At 55.3% G+C, this 18,391-nt stretch carries 11 protein-coding genes; 4 read left to right on the top strand and 7 right to left on the bottom strand.

Features of this window, described 5'->3' with window-relative positions; all coding sequences use genetic code 11:
* Positions 1 to 25: 25 nt before the first annotated feature.
* Positions 26 to 727, bottom strand: coding sequence for a Crp/Fnr family transcriptional regulator (locus WD071_RS10140; RefSeq protein ID WP_368048257.1), 702 nt, complete (start codon positions 725 to 727; stop codon positions 26 to 28).
* Between the two features lie 139 nt (positions 728 to 866).
* The gene (locus WD071_RS10135; RefSeq protein WP_368048379.1) at positions 867 to 1,580 is read right to left on the bottom strand and encodes a Crp/Fnr family transcriptional regulator; all 714 of its coding nucleotides are present in this window, start codon (positions 1,578 to 1,580) and stop codon (positions 867 to 869) included.
* A gap of 306 nt (positions 1,581 to 1,886) precedes the next feature.
* Here WD071_RS10135 and WD071_RS10130 point away from each other — a divergent pair, with 306 nt between their 5' ends.
* Together WD071_RS10130 and WD071_RS10125 are read left to right on the top strand one after the other, a co-directional pair.
* Positions 1,887 to 2,318, top strand: coding sequence for an OsmC family protein (locus WD071_RS10130; protein ID WP_368048256.1), 432 nt, complete (start codon positions 1,887 to 1,889; stop codon positions 2,316 to 2,318).
* A gap of 2 nt (positions 2,319 to 2,320) precedes the next feature.
* Positions 2,321 to 2,566, top strand: a complete 246-nt coding sequence (locus WD071_RS10125) for a hypothetical protein (protein WP_368048255.1) — start codon at positions 2,321 to 2,323, stop codon at positions 2,564 to 2,566.
* Between the two features lie 42 nt (positions 2,567 to 2,608).
* Here WD071_RS10125 and rdgC read toward each other — a convergent pair whose 3' ends face one another.
* The gene (rdgC, locus tag WD071_RS10120) at positions 2,609 to 3,523 is read right to left on the bottom strand and encodes a recombination-associated protein RdgC (RefSeq protein WP_368048254.1); all 915 of its coding nucleotides are present in this window, start codon (positions 3,521 to 3,523) and stop codon (positions 2,609 to 2,611) included.
* A 95-nt stretch (positions 3,524 to 3,618) separates the two neighbouring features.
* The gene (locus WD071_RS10115; protein WP_368048253.1) at positions 3,619 to 5,433 is read right to left on the bottom strand and encodes an EAL domain-containing protein; all 1,815 of its coding nucleotides are present in this window, start codon (positions 5,431 to 5,433) and stop codon (positions 3,619 to 3,621) included.
* A gap of 179 nt (positions 5,434 to 5,612) precedes the next feature.
* Between WD071_RS10115 and WD071_RS10110 the strand changes: the two genes are divergently transcribed.
* Positions 5,613 to 6,128, top strand: coding sequence for a DNA-deoxyinosine glycosylase (locus tag WD071_RS10110; protein ID WP_368048252.1), 516 nt, complete (start codon positions 5,613 to 5,615; stop codon positions 6,126 to 6,128).
* A gap of 196 nt (positions 6,129 to 6,324) precedes the next feature.
* A complete protein-coding gene (locus WD071_RS10105; RefSeq protein WP_368048251.1) occupies positions 6,325 to 7,101 on the top strand; it encodes an EAL domain-containing protein in 777 nt (258 codons plus the stop codon).
* 100 nt (positions 7,102 to 7,201) lie between these two features.
* On the opposite strand, the gene WD071_RS10100 is transcribed toward WD071_RS10105, so the two are convergent.
* The 3 genes from WD071_RS10100 to WD071_RS10090 all read right to left on the bottom strand — a co-directional run bounded on the left by WD071_RS10100 (position 7,202) and on the right by WD071_RS10090 (position 18,263).
* Positions 7,202 to 10,666: a TonB-dependent receptor gene (locus WD071_RS10100; RefSeq protein WP_368048250.1), complete on the bottom strand. Its 3,465-nt coding sequence runs from the start codon at positions 10,664 to 10,666 to the stop codon at positions 7,202 to 7,204.
* 240 nt (positions 10,667 to 10,906) lie between these two features.
* A complete protein-coding gene (locus WD071_RS10095) occupies positions 10,907 to 14,389 on the bottom strand; it encodes a TonB-dependent receptor (RefSeq protein ID WP_368048249.1) in 3,483 nt (1,160 codons plus the stop codon).
* 439 nt (positions 14,390 to 14,828) lie between these two features.
* The gene (locus tag WD071_RS10090; RefSeq protein WP_368048248.1) at positions 14,829 to 18,263 is read right to left on the bottom strand and encodes a TonB-dependent receptor; all 3,435 of its coding nucleotides are present in this window, start codon (positions 18,261 to 18,263) and stop codon (positions 14,829 to 14,831) included.
* Between the last annotated feature and the right edge of the window lie 128 nt (positions 18,264 to 18,391).

The raw sequence follows: 18,391 nt of genomic DNA, 5'->3' as shown, positions 1-18,391 counted from the left end.
CCTCTGCGGTTGCTGCTGCAGGCAATCAGAGCGATCGCGTGCCACCGGCAATCACGTCATAACAGGAACATGCTTCAGCGACCAGCCCGGCTCTGTCCAGGATGGTTATCACGCCACGCGTGTAGCTGATCAGTTGTTTATTCTGCATGTCGCTGGCGGCGATACTGACAGCACTGCGCTGCACACCAAGAATTTCCGACAGATATTGCTGCGTCAAGGCAAAACTGCGGCTACCTGAACGATCATTAGTCAACAATAACCAGCGTGCCAGTCGGCTGTTGACCCGGTGGAATTGACTGCAACCGGCCGTTCTGTTGATCTGCGTCATCAACTCAAACAGGTAACGTTTAACTGCGGACTGAAAATGCGCCTGTTCCTGCAACACATCCTTGAATAGTTGCACCGGCATTTGTATGGCCTCCCCGGCCCCCTGCACGACGGCACGCTGGGGTGCTTCACCAACGCCCAGTGCCTCGCTGGCACCCAACATGCCATCACGGCTGATCATAGCCAGCTCAAAGGGCGCATGATCATCGATAATGATGACCAGGGAAACCAGGCAATTCAGAGGAAAGTAAACATGGGCCGATTTTTTACCAAGTTCGCACAGAACATCGCCGAACTTGAGGTTGACGAGTTTGCATTCGTCCAGCACCTGCTCTCGCACGTCTGCCGACAATACATCCAGCAAGCGATTGAGCAGTGGGGTTGAATTGTTTGCAGACATAAATACACCCTGTACCACAGCGCGCCAATCCCGGGCACGGTGAATTACGCTGCAATTTTGTACCGCCCTAAAGTATATGAAAACCTCACCTGTCTGTCTGTCCGACACCGTATATATAGAGTAAATTGCCTACTGTTGCCTATTGACGATAGGCCTCTTGTTTCAACAATGCAAACAACCGGTCGTTTTCAGCTTTCACCACCTCGTAACACTCGCAACTCAGCTGCTCCAGCAACTCCCGATTCAGCACCGCTATCTTGCCGCGGCTGTAGGCAATAGCACCGAGTTTTTGCAGCTTGCCCGCTGCCTCGGTGACACCTTCGCGGCGCACACCCAGCATATTGGCGATCAACTCTTGGGTCATATTGAGATGACTGCCACTCAGGCGGTCCAGTGACAGTAACAGCCACCGGCAAAGCTGCTGATCAACGTTGTGGTGGCGGTTGCATACCGCCGTTTGCGCCATTTGTGTCATCAGCGACTGTGTATAACGCAGCAACAGGGTCAGCATCCGGTCATGACGATTAAATTCCTTCATCAGGATACTGCTTTTCAGCTTATAACCGTAACCGGCGCTTTGCACCACCGCACGACTGGGCGTGCTATCGCCGCCCATGAACAGGGAGATACCGACCAGGCCTTCGTTGCCCACCACTGAAATTTCTGCAGACGATCCGTCTTCCATCACATACAGCAGGGACACAATGCTGTCAGTGGGAAAATACACATGGCCCATGATGTGGCCCGGTTCATAGACCACCGCGCCCAGCTGCATTTCAACCAGTTCCAGGTGAGGCACCAGTCGCGACAGCGCATCGTCGTCCAGCAACGACAGCAGCACATTCTGCTTGATGGTCGTCTCGGCGGGACCAGGATTCTTCTGCTCAGTGATCGGTTTTCGTTCGGTCAAAATTTGTCTCCTTGGCGAGTGCCAGCGTCAGACCCGACCCAATATCAACTGGATGCAATAGTGGCGAATCAGAATCAGATTGTCGGGCAATACAGCTCAAGCTTACAGGTTTCAGACAGAATCATATGTACGGTTTGGCACATATAGTAAAGTACTGAATATGACCGAGGAATCAAAACCGGTGCGGCTTTACCATCGCCCGACGATATGTTTAGCTGTCATCTGGATACTTGATAAAGGAAAAGCCCCATGAAAAAGCACGCATCGGCGCATTGGCAAGGCAATCTGAAACAGGGCAAAGGCACCATCTCCACTGAAAGCGGCGCCCTGAAGAATAATCCGTACGGCTTTAACACACGGTTTGAGGATGCACCCGGCACCAACCCTGAAGAATTAATCGGCGCAGCGCATGCCGGTTGCTTCTCCATGGCGTTCTCCATGCTGCTGGGTGAAGAAGGTTATACACCTGACAACATCGACACCAAGGCCAGCGTGACACTGGATAAAGTGGAAGATGGTTTTGCCGTCACCGCAGTACATTTAGTGATGCAGGCAAAAATCCCGACTATAGACCAGGCTGCCTTTGAGGCCATCGCCAACAAAGCCAAGGCAGGCTGCCCGATATCCAAACTGCTGAAAGCCGATGTCACGCTGGACGCTACGCTCACCGCAGGAGGTTGACCATGGACTTCAAGGATATGCTACTGGATCCCGCCGACGCCTTTGACTCCCCGGATCAGGTTGTCAAGGCGGCGCAGCTGAGCACTGCCCAGAAAATCCAGATTCTGCGCCGCTGGGATGACGACGCCCGGCTACTGTTAACCGCTCAGTCTGAAGGCATGCAGTCAGCCGACAACAGCGGCGCAACCATGCTTAAGCAGGTTCAGGAGGCGCTGGAGGCCCTTGGCGCTGACGCCTCCGATACCTGACAGCCAGTCTGCGACAAACCGTCATCAGAGACGTCAGCGACCTCAGCCGGCGTGGCTTTTGGCGCCACCAAAAACCTCAAACACCGCGTTGAACAGCCCCGCCAGCGTCAGTGTCATGACGGCAAAGTCCTGATCAAACTGCTGCGCTGCAGTTTCCGCATCGGCTTCCTGAGCCTTTTCCAGCACCATGTCTTCAAAACGCAGCCGAGTGATGGTCAGGTCATCGGCCAGCACACAACTGAGGCTCTGATTCCATACCACACCCAGCTTCTTGACCTGCTTGCCGGCCTCCAGGTGCACCCTGATCTCATCGGCGGTCAGGTCCTGACCCGAACATCGTATCGAATTGCCATCCTCGGCCGGATTGAACAGCTCACAGTTTTCACTGATCTCAAACTGCCCGTCGGCGACCTGAGCCTGTAACCAGCCCGTCATCACCGAGCCCGGCGCCTGCTGCACGTCTGCCGGCACCACGGGCATGGAGCCCAGACACTCGCGCAGCCCGGAAATCAACTCTTCAGCGGCGCTGGCGCTGCTGCTGTTGACAACCAGCAAACCCGCCTTGTGATCAATGTAGGCAAACACCTTGCGGGTGCGCGAGAACGCTCTTGGCAGCAAGGCCGCCGTGACATCATCCTTGATCTGTAATTTCTCCTTGCGGTAGACCTTGCGGCTTTGTTTTGCTTCAAGCTCTTCGACCTGCTCGTTGACGGCGTCATTGACGACCGCGGCGGGCAGCAGTTTTTCATCTTTGCGCGCGCACACCATGATGCAGTCGCCGACAACATGGGTCAGCGCCTCTTCCTCTTTGCCCAGCGGGCTGACCCAGCCAAAGCGGCTGCGCTCGAAGCTGCTGCAGGGCTGAAACAGAAACTCGCTCAGCTTTTTATCCAGTTCTACGGCAGTCAGCCCGAAGGGCCGGGTAAATTGATACAGACGGATACTCTTAAACCACATTCCACGCACTCCTCAAATTCACTTCAGCTATCCATGCGCGGCATTGTACCGAATCGACGACTATTTTATCGGCTGGAATGGGACGTGAAGAGGTATTATCCGGCGGTCTGGGCAACAGGGCTGTCAAGTTGCCGGAGGCGGACAAGATCGGCATTCAACGCAGTCAGGTGATCCAGGTGATTGCATACCACACTGAAACCGCGGATTTTCTTGGCTTCATGCTTGTTGCGCGATGCCAGCTCAGCCAGCTGGCTGGCATTCACTGTTTTGCTGGCATGCTCAGGTAGTTCCAGTACACCAACGGAAAGACTCAACAGGTCATACCAGCGCCATTCACCATCGCGATCGGGGGCATGGAAACCACCAGCCTCGATATGCTCGCGCTTGTACAATTGCCGGCACAGGATCTGAAAACTCTGGTTTACTGCATCCAGACGCTGGCGCCAGTCATTGCCGCGCAGAACCAGCATAAAATCATCGCCGCCAATATGGCCGACAAAGTCCTGATCCGGATCACAAATGTCACGCAGAGTATGCGCCAGGCCCAGCAGCACCTCGTCGCCTTTGCCGTAACCATACACGTCATTGAACGGTTTGAACGAGTCCAGGTCGATGTAACACAAATGCGCTGTCAGACCGTGCTTCAGAAGGCGATCCAGGCATTCCTGAATGGAAATATTGCCCGGCAACAGGGTCAGGGGGTTGGCAAACTGAGCCTGCCGGATTTGCAATTCGGTAATTTGGCGCAGTACATCAATCACGCGCCCCAAGCCGAGATACTCACCATCCCGCGTGATGATGAAATCTTCCTCAAGGCGCTGCCGCGCGCGGCTGGTCAACAGGCGACTGACACGTTGCAGACTTTGCTGAACGTCAACGGTCAGGCAATCGTTGTCCATCATATGGCCTATGGGTTTGCGACCGTGCAGCTCGTGAGCGTATTGTTTCAGCATAGCCTGGCTCAACGCGTGGCAATGAACCGTACCAACTGGCACATTAAAATCATCCAGCACAGCAAGGCTGTTCAAGCTGGGTTGTTGCTGGAACCGCTGCAGAACCTGACTGACTTTTTCGCTGACATGCACACCGGCAACGGAAATAACCAGACTGTTCAGCCCCGGATCATGCGCCGGTGTATCGTCCAGAGTCAGTTTCGCCAACAAAACATGATGACTGGCCACCGGATCCGGCTCAGGCCGACCCAGCCAGTAACCCTGGACCCAGTCCACGCCCATACTTTCGAGGACCTTGAGTTCTTCAGCCAGCTCTATACCTTCGGCGATCACGTGCGAGCGGGATGCTTTCGCCATATTCAATATGGAGCCGACAAATTCACGTTTCATGGGGTCACGATGGATGCCGTCGATGAAATGCCGGTCTATTTTGACAAACTCCGGTTGCAACTCTGTCCACAAACGCAGACTCGAGTAGCCTGCGCCAAGGTCATCCAGGGCTATCGAGAAGCCCATATCCCGATAGTGATGCAGAGCACTTTGCAATAACCCGACATTGTCGATTGGCGAGTGCTCGGTCAGTTCGATCACTACCTGATCCGGCCTGATGCCGTAGTCCTTGAGAATGGACAAGGTACGCCCCGGGAAATGCTGCTGCTCCAGCAGGCTTTCCGGAGAAACGTTGAGAAACAGCAGACCTTCGAACGCCTGCTGACAGAAATTGTGCACCGCACTGCGGCGACACAGTATCTCCAGATCGGTCAACAGCCCGAAATGTCTGGCAGTGGCAAAAAGCGTCAACGGCGAGTGTAAAGGACTGTTCGAAGGCCCTCGCGTCAACGCCTCGTAACCCACGACACGTTTTTCCACCGTTGATACAATGGGCTGAAACAGCGTTGTGATCGCATCCTGTTGTAAAATGGCAAGTAATGCCTGCCGCTGTTCGTTGACTGTCATGAGTGTTGCCGTAACCGTAATATCTGCACAAGTGATTTGATTACCGTGATCGGTCAAACTAACAAGGCTCAATGACAAGTTGATGACGACTGTGTAATCCAACACTCGCGCCAGCTGCGATAAGCGCCAGCGCCGCCTGCTAATAACCACCTGCTAATAGCCAGGAGAAACAGAGTGTCATGACCCACCGTGTCCACAGCTTCGCCCCGGTCGTCCGCGCCGATGCCAGGGTTCTGATTCTGGGCTCCATGCCCGGTGTTGCCTCACTGCGTGCGCAGCAATATTATGCCCACCCTCGCAACAGCTTCTGGACCATTATTGGCAAGCTCCTGAACATATCGGCCACTGCGCCCTACCCAGCCAGATTGGCGGCTCTGCAGGAAAATCAGATTGCCCTGTGGGATGTGCTGCAGACATGCACCCGGTCAGGAAGCCTGGATTCCGATATCATTGCGTCTTCCATTGTGCCGAATGACTTCGCAGATTTCCTGATTCGCTACCCTGGTATTGAACGCATCTATTTCAACGGCGCGAAGGCGGAAACCGTGTTTATGAAACATGTCGCCCCCCAGTTGTCTGCAGTATCAGACCGCCTGCATCTGCAACGGCTCCCGTCAACCAGCCCGGCGCATGCAGCCATGTCGGTAGAGACAAAAACACAGCACTGGTCCGGCATCATCAAGGGGACGTTGTGAACGTCCGACATGGTCTGGCCAGCGTATATCATAATCGACACATCGTTGTTGTTGGCGCCATACCGGGACAAAATAGCCGGAAATCTGTCATTCTCCAGGCTGGATGCAGGATTCTTCGGGACGGTTTTCTGATTATGTTTCAACGTGATAAACTGATGCTGGCATAAAGGCAAAACGTGGATATCGTGAGGTTGCATTGCAGACCATAAAACTACACAACGCTGACGCTCCCGAGCTGGGCTGCGGCGCGTGTCGAGACAACGACGAGCATAAATTCGACCTGAGTTTCGCCTTTCAGCCCATTGTTCGCGCCAGCACCCGCGCGATCGTGTCATACGAGGCACTCGCCCGTGGCCCCGAAGGTCAGGGTTTTGCCTATGTGCGAAACCAGATCAATGACAATAACCTGTATAATTTTGACCAGACCTGTCGCGTCAGGGCCATTGAGCTGGCGACCCGGCTGAATCTGAAAGTGGCCCTCAATATCAACTTCACCCCTAATGCGGTGTATCGCCCGGAGCTGTGTATTCGCACCACGCTGGCAGCGGCAAAGGAATACGGCTTCCCAGTGGAGATGATTCACTTTGAAGTCACCGAGAGCGAAGAAGTTCGTGAGAAGACGCACCTGGTCAGTATTATCGAAACCTACAAGAAGCTGGGTTTCACGACCGTCATCGACGACTTTGGTGCCGGTTTTTCCGGTCTGAATTTATTGGCAGAATTCCAACCCGACTACATCAAAATCGACCGTGCACTGATCGATTATGTCGATCAGAAACCGGCGCGACAGGCCATCATCCAGGGCGTTATCCTGACCTGCCGGAAACTCAATATCGATATTCTCGCCGAGGGCGTGGAACGCGAAGAGGAATACCGCTGGCTGGCCAATGAAGGCGTGGATCTGTTCCAGGGTTACTACTTTGCCCGTCCGGGTTTTGAGCACCTGCCCGAGGTACCTGACGAATTGTTCTAGCCAGAAGAACAGATCGATTAAAAAAGAGGGGGACAGGTTGTTGGCGACCTGTCCCCCTCTTTTTTGTGCTGCATCAGCTGGCTAGAACTGCATCAACTGGCTAGAACTGCATTAAAACCCGCGCATACAGACGTCGCCCACGGCCATCAAACTGGTAGGCGTCGTAGTTAAGCGCTCCGCTGTAGTGGAACGGGAGTTCGGCGTTGAACGCATCATGCGCACCCACCGTCAGCAGCGTTGTACCCAGATTCGGGTTGGCCCATTCGTGCACGTAGTTGTACTGCAGATCAACACTGTGGTAGCTGTCAATTTCGCGATTGACGATCGACCTTACATAGTCATTACCATTGTCAAAGGTGTCTTGATACGCCAGGTTGTCATAGGAACCAACAAACCGGTTGATCACGGTAAACGTGTGCTTCATGCTGGGCGTAGTCCAGCTTAAGGTCACATTACCTTTTTTGTCTGGCAACGAGCGCACCAGCAAACCATCACCGGTGGTGCCAGCAGCATCAAACAGGCCGGTCTCGCGCAGACCCAGTTCCAGACCGGGCACGTTGCTCAGCTTGTACTGATTAACGAACGTGAAGTCGGACGCGACGCGGAAGCGGCCAAGGTCGGTTTCCCAGGCGTAAGAAGCCTTCAGATCGACCCCGTCTGCTGTGACCTCACCGGCATTGATTGCAGCCGAGCTGATGGTAATCAGGTTGGCATCCGTACTCCCGGCTGCCCGCACAATACCTTCGGTAAGATACGTTCGCGGATCCACCACGCAGTCAAGTCGTGATAAGGGAATTACCTGCCCGGACTCGGTTTTTGATGCCTCTGGGTCATCGCCCCATTGCGCTGACAGCGCTGCAGGATCACAGGACTGATAAGGATCCAGACCATCATAGGCAGCACTGGGGCTACTGGAAATGGTGCCGTTGAAGACATAGTTATCAGGATTCGCTGCTGCGATTTCGAATGCAGCAATCTCGGGCCCGATCGCTGAAATACCCGGTTGAGGCATTACCCGGTCTTCAACCTCGAAGCGCCAGAAGTCAGCATTGATGCTGAGCCCCTGTAAACGACCCTGGGGCGTCCAGATAAACCCGGCGCTGTAGGTATTGGCGTACTCATTGCCAATATTCGGCGCCGGCGAACCAACAGTATAGGTGGTTTCAGGTTCAGCATTGTCATTGGTTGGCGGCACCATGCCAGCCCGCACCGCCTGTGCGCTGATCGGATCGCGGAAGGTAGTTGAGCTGGCTTCCAGCCCTTCCAGTTGCACACCGATATTCGGCGCACGGAAGGACTGGGAGAACGATCCGCGCACCAGCCAGGCGTCCGTCGGACGCCAACTTAGTGCGACCTTGGGAGTCAGCTCACCACCAATCTGGCCACCGTAGTCTTCATAACGCAACGCAATCTGCGACTCGATCTGACTCATGAAAGGCAATGACAGCTCCATAAAGGCCGCACGCGTGCTGCGATCATGATCATAGTTGAAGATACACTCCGAGCACTCGAAGTTATTGGATACGTAGCGGTATTCAGGCGTACCGTCAGCGCGGAAACCGGCGATCGCATTCAGGCCCGGCTGGTTCATTTCCGGCGCGATGGACTTGGCATTCTGTTCCCTGTATTGGGCGCCGACTGCAAACTGGGCAATACCACCGGCCATTTCGAACATTTCCCCGGCCAGTACCGCATCAAACACACCCAGCTTGTTGCGCTTGTCCGAGCGGCGAATGGTGGGCAACATCCAGTCTATCAGTTCCGGTGAATTGGCCATGCTGGGGTCAGCCTGTCGAGTCAGGAAGGGATTATAGAATTCACAACCGTCCTTGCCGTGGTTGTTACTGGTCAGTGCGTAGGACAAGGATTCAAAGGTGTTGAATACAAAGCCCGGGAAAAACAACTGCGTCATGCTGGCGCCGACAAAATCCCAGCCGGTCGGAATGGCAGGTGATATATGGCCGCGGGCACTGAGGAAATCGAAATCCGGCACACCGTTCGGCGTACAGTTGGGGCCGCCCAAGCCATTGGCAGCCAGGTGTGCGCGATCGCGCTGAAAGGTTTTGTATTCCAGCTCAAAACTGGTGCCGCTCCAGGAATAACTGACGTCATAGTTGAAACGACGGTTATTCATGGCAATAAATTCACCTTTCAGGCCGGCCTGCACACTTACCGCCTCAGTGCGACTGATCTGGTTGCCACCACCCATCCGTGGTGAACTGCCGATATTCGGGTTGCCATAACTCGGCACGTTGATACCACCATTTCTGATATCCGTCGGCACATTCAGGATATCTGCAGCGGTAGGTCGTGCCAGTCCGATGGCAGGAGCAAAGTAACCCAGCTCCATAGGCTGGCCTATTGAGTAGCCGCCCCAGGCTGGATTACCGGCATGCGCGCCGGGCTGTGCCAGGAACATGGTTGGACCACGGGCGCTATAGGTTCCCGCATCAGCGCGTTCAATATCGCTGTTTGAATACTGGGCAAAGGAGTAGAACTCCACCTCATCACTGAATGCATGCTCGAAAGCACCGGCAACGCTGTCGCGTTCCATACCAACATTAAGTAGCGACCATTCAAAGGTATTTTCCCGGCAACTGGCGCTGGGCTCGCCACGATCGGCGGTGCGCGTACCAACAAAATAAGGCGTGCCATCAGCTGATGTCAGTTCAAAACACAACGGGTCGGTATAGCGGGGATTCGCGTTACCGCCCTCAGCGACAGCCTGAGCAATAAGCTCTTCGTTAAGATAGGCGGGATTGACTCTGGAGCCAAAGGCCGCATTCGCCAGCGGCACGCCAAAGCCGCCCACCGTGCCATTAAATTCGGATCGTTCGTCAAAATAACGGGCTGCGGTGATAGGCACCGGATCTCTGCGGAACATTTCGCCCGATATCACAAAATGCGTGGAGCCCGTGTCATTGGACCAGCCCCAGATCGCGCTGAGCGTCCTGTCCTGGTTCCCCATGTCCTTTTCAATGGCCTGGATATCACCGTACAGTTCAAGGCCCTCGAACTGAGTACGCATGATGACGTTGACCACACCGGCCACCGCATCTGAACCATACAGCGCCGAACCACCATCAGTCAGCACCTCCAGGCGCTCCACCATGACCAGCGGAATGGAGTTGATATCAACGAACTCCCCGCCTGTCGGTGTTGACGTCGCAGCCGGCGCCATGCGCTTGCCGTTGATCAAGGTCAGCGTGGAATTCTCACCCAGGTTCCTGAGGTTGACGTTGGCCATGCCGGACACCGCGCCCATTTCGGCCAGACCACCATCAGAGCCTTCGTTGCTGATGGAGCCGGAGTTGACCTCCAGATTTTTGATGACATCCCAGATCTGGGCGGCGCCTTGCGCTTCGATGGACGCTCTGTCCACCACCTGCACCGGTGATGGCGCATCCAGCGGGCTGCCACGCAGGTAGGAACCGGTGACAATGACTTCTTCTATATCTGCTTCTTCGTTGTCCTGCGCGGTAACCAGACCGGGCAGGCAGGCTGCACTTGACATGACCCCGGTGAGCACCAGAGCTTTTCTTCGGAAACCAGGCCATTTAGACATGGGTATTCCCCCTGTGATTATTATTTTAGGAACGTACTGCTTTACTCGTCGTTAGCTAAAGCAACTCGCTACTTCACCGGTGGGCTATCCTTAATTTACCGGTACATCAGGGAATCTGGAAAAACTGTATCTAATTGAAACAGGCAATGCAATCAAAATTGAACAGGCTCACAATTTAGCGTGTGGCGGGCAAAAAAAAGCCCGCCAGAGGCGGGCTTTTTTTCAGACAACTGCGCAGTATCAGAACTGCAGCAGCGCTCGGGCGTACAGGCGACGACCACGGCCGTCAAACACACCCGCATCGTAGTTGATGCTGCCTGATTCGCGGTAAGACAGGTCCGCGTTGAACGCATCCAGCACACCCACCGTGAAGATGGTGGTGCCCATTGCAGCATTGGCCCACTGATGCGTGTAGTTGTACTGAAGATCGATGGTGTGATAGCTGTCGATCTTACGGCTCATCAAAGCACGCACTTCGTCATTGGCAGTGGCAAAGGTATTTTCATACGCCAGGTCACTGTATGAACCGATGAAGCGGGCGATAATGGACGCGCCATGACCGCTGTTGCCCATCCAGCCCAGGTTGATATTGCCTTTGTTATCCGGCAATGAACGCACCAGGTTACCGTCACCGGTTGTACCGGCAGCGTCAAACACACCCGTTTCCAACAGACCCAACTCCAGGCCCGGTACATTTTTGAGTGTGTACTGGTTAACGTGGGTATAGTCCAGGCTCAGACGGAACCGGCCCCAGTCGTGGGTCCAGTCATAGCTGGCCTTCACGTCGATACCATCGGCGATGATCTCGCCTGCGTTGATGGTACTAAGCTGGGTTGTGGTCAGTGCGCCCGTGGACACACCAAAGGTCCGCACCACGCCTTCTATCTGGTAAGCGGCCGGATTCACCACGCAGTCCAGGCGAGAACCTGCCTCTACGTCACGGAAACCGGTTTCACCACCCGGCGTACCCTGAGTGTTGGGATCAGTGCCGAACTGAGCCGCCAGTGCATTCGGATCACAAGGCGTCAACTGTTCGTAGTTGGCCCAGTCACCGGTCCTGCCGGACGGAATGGTGCCATTCAGCACGTAGTTTGACGGATCTTTGGCTGCTTCCTGGAACAGGGCCAGTTCGTCCGCGATCGCCGAAATGCCTGGCTGCGGCAGTACCTTGTCGGACAATTCAAAGCGCCATGCATCAGCGGTCAGGTTGAATCCTTCCAGACGACCCGTTGGTGACCAGACAAAACCGGCACTAAACGTATCGGCATATTCATTACCCACATCCGGTGCCGGACCACCCAAAGTGTAGGTAAAGTTCGGCAACGCATTGGCGTTGTTCACGTCGGCCAGACCGGCACGCACTGCCTGGTTACGCAGCGGATCGCGGAAGGTGTTGCTGGATGATTCCAGCCCCTCTTCCACAATACCGACGTTAGGCGCACGGAATGACTGCGAGAATGAACCACGCAGCAACAGGGTTTCTGTCGGCCGCCAGCTCAATGCCACCTTGGGCGTCACTTCGCTGCCGATATTGCCGCCGTAATCCTCGTAGCGCAGCGCTATCTGGGTTTCCACATTTTCGATCAGCGGCAGCGACAATTCACCAAACACAGCAGAGACGTTGCGGTCATTACTGTAGTTGAAAATACACTCTGAACACTCAAAGTTGTTGCTGACATAGTGCGTGGTGTTGGGCTCACCATTGGTGCCCCATTCCAGAATGGCATTAGGCAGGCCTGGTTGGTTCATGGCCGGAGCATTGGACTTGTTGTTCTGCATGCGATATTGCGCACCCAGCGCAAACTGGGCCATACCACCCTGCAGTTCCAGCAATTCACCGGAAATCACCGCGTCAATCACACCGAGCTTGTTGCGCTTGTCGGCACGTTTGACAGTGGGTGCCATCCAGTCCATCAGCGCATCACTGTTGGCCAGGTCCGGATTGGTCATCTGCGTCAGGAAGGGGTTGTAGAACTCACAACCGTCGCGACCCTGGTTATTACTGGTCAAAGCCAGCGAAAGGCTTTCGCGGGTGGTGAACACAAAACCCGGGAAGAATGTCTGGGTATAACCTTTATAGTAGGCATTGTTGCTGACGTTCCACATGGTGGGAATCGCACCGCCGAAGGGGCCCGGCTCGTCACGGAAGTTGAAGTCACTGATACCGTTAGGGGTACAGTTGGCGCCACCCAGGCCATTAACGGCCAGTTCGGCACGGTCGCGCTGGAAAGTCTGATATTCCTGCTCGAAGCTGGTGCCGCTCCAGGAATATCCCACGTCGTAGTTAAACCGTCGATCATTGAGGGCGTAGAACTCACCTTTGATACCGGCCTGGACACCCAGGGTTTCCGATTCGGTGATATTGGAGTTGCCACCCATTCTTGGCGTGTTCGAATCCTGCACACTGGCGTAGAACGGCACGTTCAGACCGCCATTAGCCAGCGTATTCGGCGCATTGGGAATGCTGGTCGGCCGCGTCAGCCCGGCTTTGCCAGCGTAATAACCCAGTTCGGCGGTCATGCCGATGCCATATCCACCAAATTGCGGGTTACCCGCATGTGAACCCGGCGCCGCCAGGAACACAGTGGGACCACGAGAGCCATGAGCGCCCGAGTCAGCTCGTTCGATCGTGGTGTCGGAATACTGGAAGAAGGAGTAGAACTCGGCTTTTTCGTTGAAGGTATGGTTAAAGGCACCCGCGATGCTGTCGCGTTCCATACCCACGGTCATGAAATTCCACTCTTCAGTGAACTCGCGGCAGACACCGCTGTTGGCGCCACGGCGGTCGGTTCGAGTCCCCGTGAAGAACGGCCGACCGTCAGCAGAGGTCAGGTCGTCACACAATGGGTCGGTCAGGACCGTGTTGGATGATCCGCCTTCAGCAATGTTGCGCTGCGTGATGGCAGTATTGATGTAGGCCTGGTTGATTTGTGAACCAAAAGCCGGGTTGGCCATGGTGGCACTGATGTTGCCCGCCATGCCACCGACAACACCGGTGTACTCGGCATTCTCATCATAGAAATTGCCAGCCTCAACCGGCACCGGGTCACGGCGGAACATTTCACCGGAAATGACGAAGTGGGTATCACCGCTGTCGCTGGCCCAGCCCCAGATCACGCTGCCGGTTTTATCCTGTTTATCGGTCGCCGATTCCAGCGCCTGGATATCGCCGTAAACTTCCAGACCTTCAAACTGGGTGCGCATGATGACGTTGACCACGCCCGCAACCGCATCCGAGCCGTACAAGGCGGAGCCACCGTCAGTGAGCACTTCAACGCGCTCAACCATGACCAGTGGAATGGTATTGATATCAACAAATTCGCCGCCACTACGGGTGACAGTAGCAGCAGACACCTGACGCTTGCCGTTGATCAGCGTCAGCGTGGAGTTCTCACCCAGGTTACGCAGGTTGACGTTGGCCGTACCTGACAGGGCAGCGCCTTCGCCTGCACCTTCGTTGGTGAAAGAACCGGAATTGATTTCGAGGTTTTTGATCACGTCCCAGATCTGGGCCGCGCCTTGTGCTTCTATTGACGCTCTGTCAACGGTGGTCACCGGAGATGGAGCATCCAATGGGCTGCCACGCAGATAGGAACCGGTGACAATAACTTCTTCGATATCGGATTGTTCAGCATCCTGGGCAAAAACAGGCAGACAGGCTGCACCTGACATTACACTGGTCAGCACCAGGGTCTTATTTCGGAAACCAAGCCATTTGGACATGGATATTCCCCCGTGATTATTATTTTTAGAAACGTATGCACTGCTTAGATGCGTTTTTTAGTGTTATTACAACTCAAGCAACTCAATACTACTCCGGCCAGGTATCCATACAGGTAGACCGGAACTACAGGGAATCGCCACAAACTGTATCCAATTGAAACAGCCAATGCAATCGAAATTGAACCAGTTCACACATTTTATCGGGCACCGGAAAGGCAATGCCTGCCTCCTCTGCGGAGACAGCATAAACTCAGGGAATGGCGCATATTTGCCAGGTTGATATTGGTTCTGCTTTTTGCCGATATGAGGCTACAAAAATTCGTTTCACCGCAAAAAGGTGCCGGGTTGTCGCTAAAAAACAAAAAGCCCCGCTGGCAGATCAGCCAGCGGGGCTTTTTGTCAGTCCGGGCATCAGACAACCCGGTCTGCCCTCAGGTTGTCAGAACTGTAACAAGGCCCTGGCATACAAGCGGCGACCACGGCCATCAAAGACGGTGGCATCGTAGTTCAGGGCACCGGCATAACGAAATGGCAGTGTTGCGTTAAAGGCATCCAGTGCACCCACGGTAAAGATGCTGGTGCCAAACCGACTGTCAGCCCATTCATGGGTATAGCTGTACTGCAGGTCGATACTGTTGTAGCTATCCACCTTGTCACGCACCACTGAGCGCACGTAGTCGTTACCGTTCTCAAAGGTGTTGCGGTAAGCCAGGTCGTCGTAGGACCCAATGAAGCGGTTGACCACGGTGACGCTGTGGCGCAGATCAAGGCTGGACCAGTTCAGGGTCAGATTGCCCTTTTTGTCCGGCAGTGAACGCACCAGAATGCCATCACCGGTGGTACCGGCAGCATCAAACACGCCACTTTCCAGCAGGCCCAGATCCAGCCCGGGCACATCCTTCAGCGTGTACTGATTGACATAGGTGAAGTCCAGGCCGGCCCGGAAACGACCCAGATCAGTCGCCCAGTCATAACCCAGCTTGAGGTCAAAACCGTCGGAAATCACCTCACCGGCATTGATTGTGGAACTGACAATAGTCACCAGTGCGCCTTCCGTGCTGCCCTGCGTACGGACCACGTTGGGCACCACGTACTCACGCGGATCCACCACACAGTCCAGACGCGACCCCTCAATGACCTGTCCTGCCTCGTTCTGTGATGCCTGCGGGTCAGTGCCCCACTGTGCTTCCAGGGCGCCAGGGTCACAGGCAACATAGGGCTGGGCAGCATCATTGGCCAGCGACGAGTTCAGCACATAATTGCCTGTGTTGGCAGCTGCTGACGCAAATGCATCCAGCTCACCGGCGATAGACGAGATTGCCGGCTGCGGCATCACCCGGTCCTTGACTTCAAAGCGCCAGAAATCCGTGGTCACACTCAGGCCGTCCAGCACACCAAACGGCGTCCAGATAAAGCCGGCACTGAAGGTATTGGCCGACTCATTGCCCACATCCGGTGCCGGAGCACCAACGCTGTAGGTGGTATTGGGCTCGGCGTTGGCATTGGTCACCGCCGCCAGCCCCGCACGCACGGCCTGATTGCGCAGCGGGTCGCGGAAGGTCACCTGACCCGCTTCCAGTCCTTCTTCAATCACCGCAAGATTGGGCGCGCGGAACGACTGCGAGAACGAACCGCGGAACAGCAGTTCCTCGACCGGGCGCCAGCTGGCGGCAACCTTGGGGGTCAGTTCGCCGCCGATTGAGCCGCCGTAATCCTCGTAGCGCACAGCGAACTGCGTCTCCACATTATTGAGCAATGGCAGCGAAAATTCAGAGAAAATCGCTCGCACGTTGCGATCAAGGTCGTAGTTAAAGATACACTGAGAGCATTCGTAGTTGTTGCTGACGTAATGCGTTTCGTCCACGTCACCACTGGCATTCCAGCCCAGGATCGCGCTCGGGATACCCGGGTCATTCAGGTAGGGCGCCTTGGATTTGTTGTTCTGTTGACGGTATTGCACACCCAGCGCAAACTGGGACATACCGCCAGCCATTTCAAACATCTCGCCGGTCACCACGGCATCAAACACCGCCAGCTTGTTGCGCTTGTCGGCGCGCAGCACGGTCGGCGTCATCCAGTCCAGCAAGGCCTGGGAATTACCCAGATCAGGATCGGTCACCGAGGTCAGGAAGGGGTTGTAGAACTCACAGCCGCCCTGCCCGTGGTTGTTGCTGGTCAGTGCCAGCGACAGGCTTTCCCGTGTGGTATGCACAAAACCGGGGAAGTATTCCTGGGTAAAGGTATCACCCAGGAAGTCCCAGAACGTGGGCAGAGCCGGTGAAACCGCGCCACGGGCACTGCGGAAGTCAAAGTCACTGACGCCGTTGGGGGTACAGTTGGGGCCACCCAGGCCGTTGACGGCCAGTTCGGCGCGGTCTCGCTGGAAGGTCTGATATTCCAGCTCAAAACTGGTGCCACTCCAGGACACACCGACGTCATAGTTAAAACGACGATCATTCAGCGCGTAGAACTCACCTTTGACACCGGCCTGCAGGCCCATGGTTTCCGTGGTGTTCATGTTGGTGTTGCCACCGCTGCGCGGGAAATTGCCGGTCTGTACCGTGCCCGACATGGGCACATTGGGGCCACCATTGGCCAGCGAGATCGGTGCATTGGGGATGTCAGAGGCGGTCGGACGACTTAAACCCACGGCCGGGGCAAAATAGCCCAGCTCAGCGGTCTGGCCAATGCCGTAGCCACCCCAGGCCGGATTGCCGGCGTGCGCCCCGGGCTGAGCGAGGAAAAAGCTGGGGCCGCGTGCAGTCACATAACCCGAGTCCGAACGCTCAATGTCACTCTGTGACCATTGGCCGAATGAATAGAATTCAGCCGCTTCATTAAAACTGTGATTGAACGCAGCAGACAGGCTGTCGCGCTCCATGCCCACCGTCAGCAGACGCCACTGGGCATCATCTTCCCGGCAACTGCTATTGGGCTCGCCACGCTGAGCGGTGCGCGTACCGGTAAACAGCGGTGAACCATCTGCCGAGGTCAACTGCGAACACAGGGGGTCGGTGTAACGCAACGCATTGGTGCCACCTTCCGCAACAGCCTGATCAATCGCACTCTGGTTGATATAGGCCTCATTGAGCCGGGCGCCAAACGCAGCCTGATTGATCAGCGTGCCCAGACCGCCCACCACGCCGGTAAATTCGGAGCGCTCGTCATAGAAGCGCGCAGCGGTGATCGGCACCGGATCGCGGCGAAACATTTCACCCGCCAGCACCAGGTTGGTGCTGCCACTGTCATTGGCCCAGCCCCAGATGACGCTGCCGGTTTTATCAAATCGACTGCCGGCGCTCTCGATGTTCTGCACGTCGCCGTATATCTCCAGCCCTTCAAAGTCCGTGCGCATAATGATATTGACAGCGCCGGCCACGGCATCAGAGCCATACAGAGCCGAACCACCGTCGGTCAGTATCTCAACACGATCCACCATCACCAGTGGGATGGTATTGATATCAACAAACTCGCCGCCGGACGGCGTGGTCGTGGCAGCGGCGACCTGGCGCCTCCCATTAATCAGGGTCAGCGTTGAGTTTTCACCCAGGTTGCGCAGATTGATATTGGCGGTACCGGACAGGTTACCCAGTGCGGCGTTACTGCCGTCGGCACCTTCGTTGGAAATAGACCCTGAGTTAATTTCAAGATTTTTAATGACATCCCATATCTGGGAAGCGCCCTGAGCTTCCATTGACGCTCTGTCAACAGACTGTACCGGTGACGGCGCATCCAGCGGACTGCCGCGCAGGTAGGAGCCGGTAACAACAACTTCTTCAACATCGGGCTGCTGCGCAGCTGCCTGATCAGTGTTCTGGGCGCTCTGTTGTGCGTACAGGGGCAAGCAGGCGACACCGGATAGAACGCCTGTCATAACACGGGCTTTATTGATACTTCCAAGCCATCTTGACATGCAAAACCTCACTTAATTTTTCTTATGTAAAATGCCAAATTACGGTTACATGTTGCTTATTTTTCCAACCCATCATGACTTCTCCGTGC

The sequence above is a fragment of the Pseudohongiella sp. genome (assembly GCF_040877505.1).
Classification (GTDB): Bacteria; Pseudomonadota; Gammaproteobacteria; order Pseudomonadales; family Pseudohongiellaceae; genus Pseudohongiella.
Note: the sequence above shows the minus strand (reverse complement) of the source record. Positions and strands in the feature narration are given on the sequence as shown.

What these genes read in the sequence shown, in the direction of transcription:
- WD071_RS10090 (WP_368048248.1), bottom strand. Translation starts at nt 18,263, where the DNA reads ATGACAGGCGTTCTATCCGGTGTCGCCTGCTTGCCCCTGTACGCACAA.
- WD071_RS10110 (WP_368048252.1), top strand. Translation starts at nt 5,613, where the DNA reads ATGACCCACCGTGTCCACAGCTTCGCCCCGGTCGTCCGCGCCGATGCC.
- WD071_RS10140 (WP_368048257.1), bottom strand. Translation starts at nt 727, where the DNA reads ATGTCTGCAAACAATTCAACCCCACTGCTCAATCGCTTGCTGGATGTA.
- WD071_RS10125 (WP_368048255.1), top strand. Translation starts at nt 2,321, where the DNA reads ATGGACTTCAAGGATATGCTACTGGATCCCGCCGACGCCTTTGACTCC.
- WD071_RS10115 (WP_368048253.1), bottom strand. Translation starts at nt 5,433, where the DNA reads ATGACAGTCAACGAACAGCGGCAGGCATTACTTGCCATTTTACAACAG.
- WD071_RS10095 (WP_368048249.1), bottom strand. Translation starts at nt 14,389, where the DNA reads ATGTCCAAATGGCTTGGTTTCCGAAATAAGACCCTGGTGCTGACCAGT.
- WD071_RS10100 (WP_368048250.1), bottom strand. Translation starts at nt 10,666, where the DNA reads ATGTCTAAATGGCCTGGTTTCCGAAGAAAAGCTCTGGTGCTCACCGGG.
- rdgC (WP_368048254.1), bottom strand. Translation starts at nt 3,523, where the DNA reads ATGTGGTTTAAGAGTATCCGTCTGTATCAATTTACCCGGCCCTTCGGG.
- WD071_RS10130 (WP_368048256.1), top strand. Translation starts at nt 1,887, where the DNA reads ATGAAAAAGCACGCATCGGCGCATTGGCAAGGCAATCTGAAACAGGGC.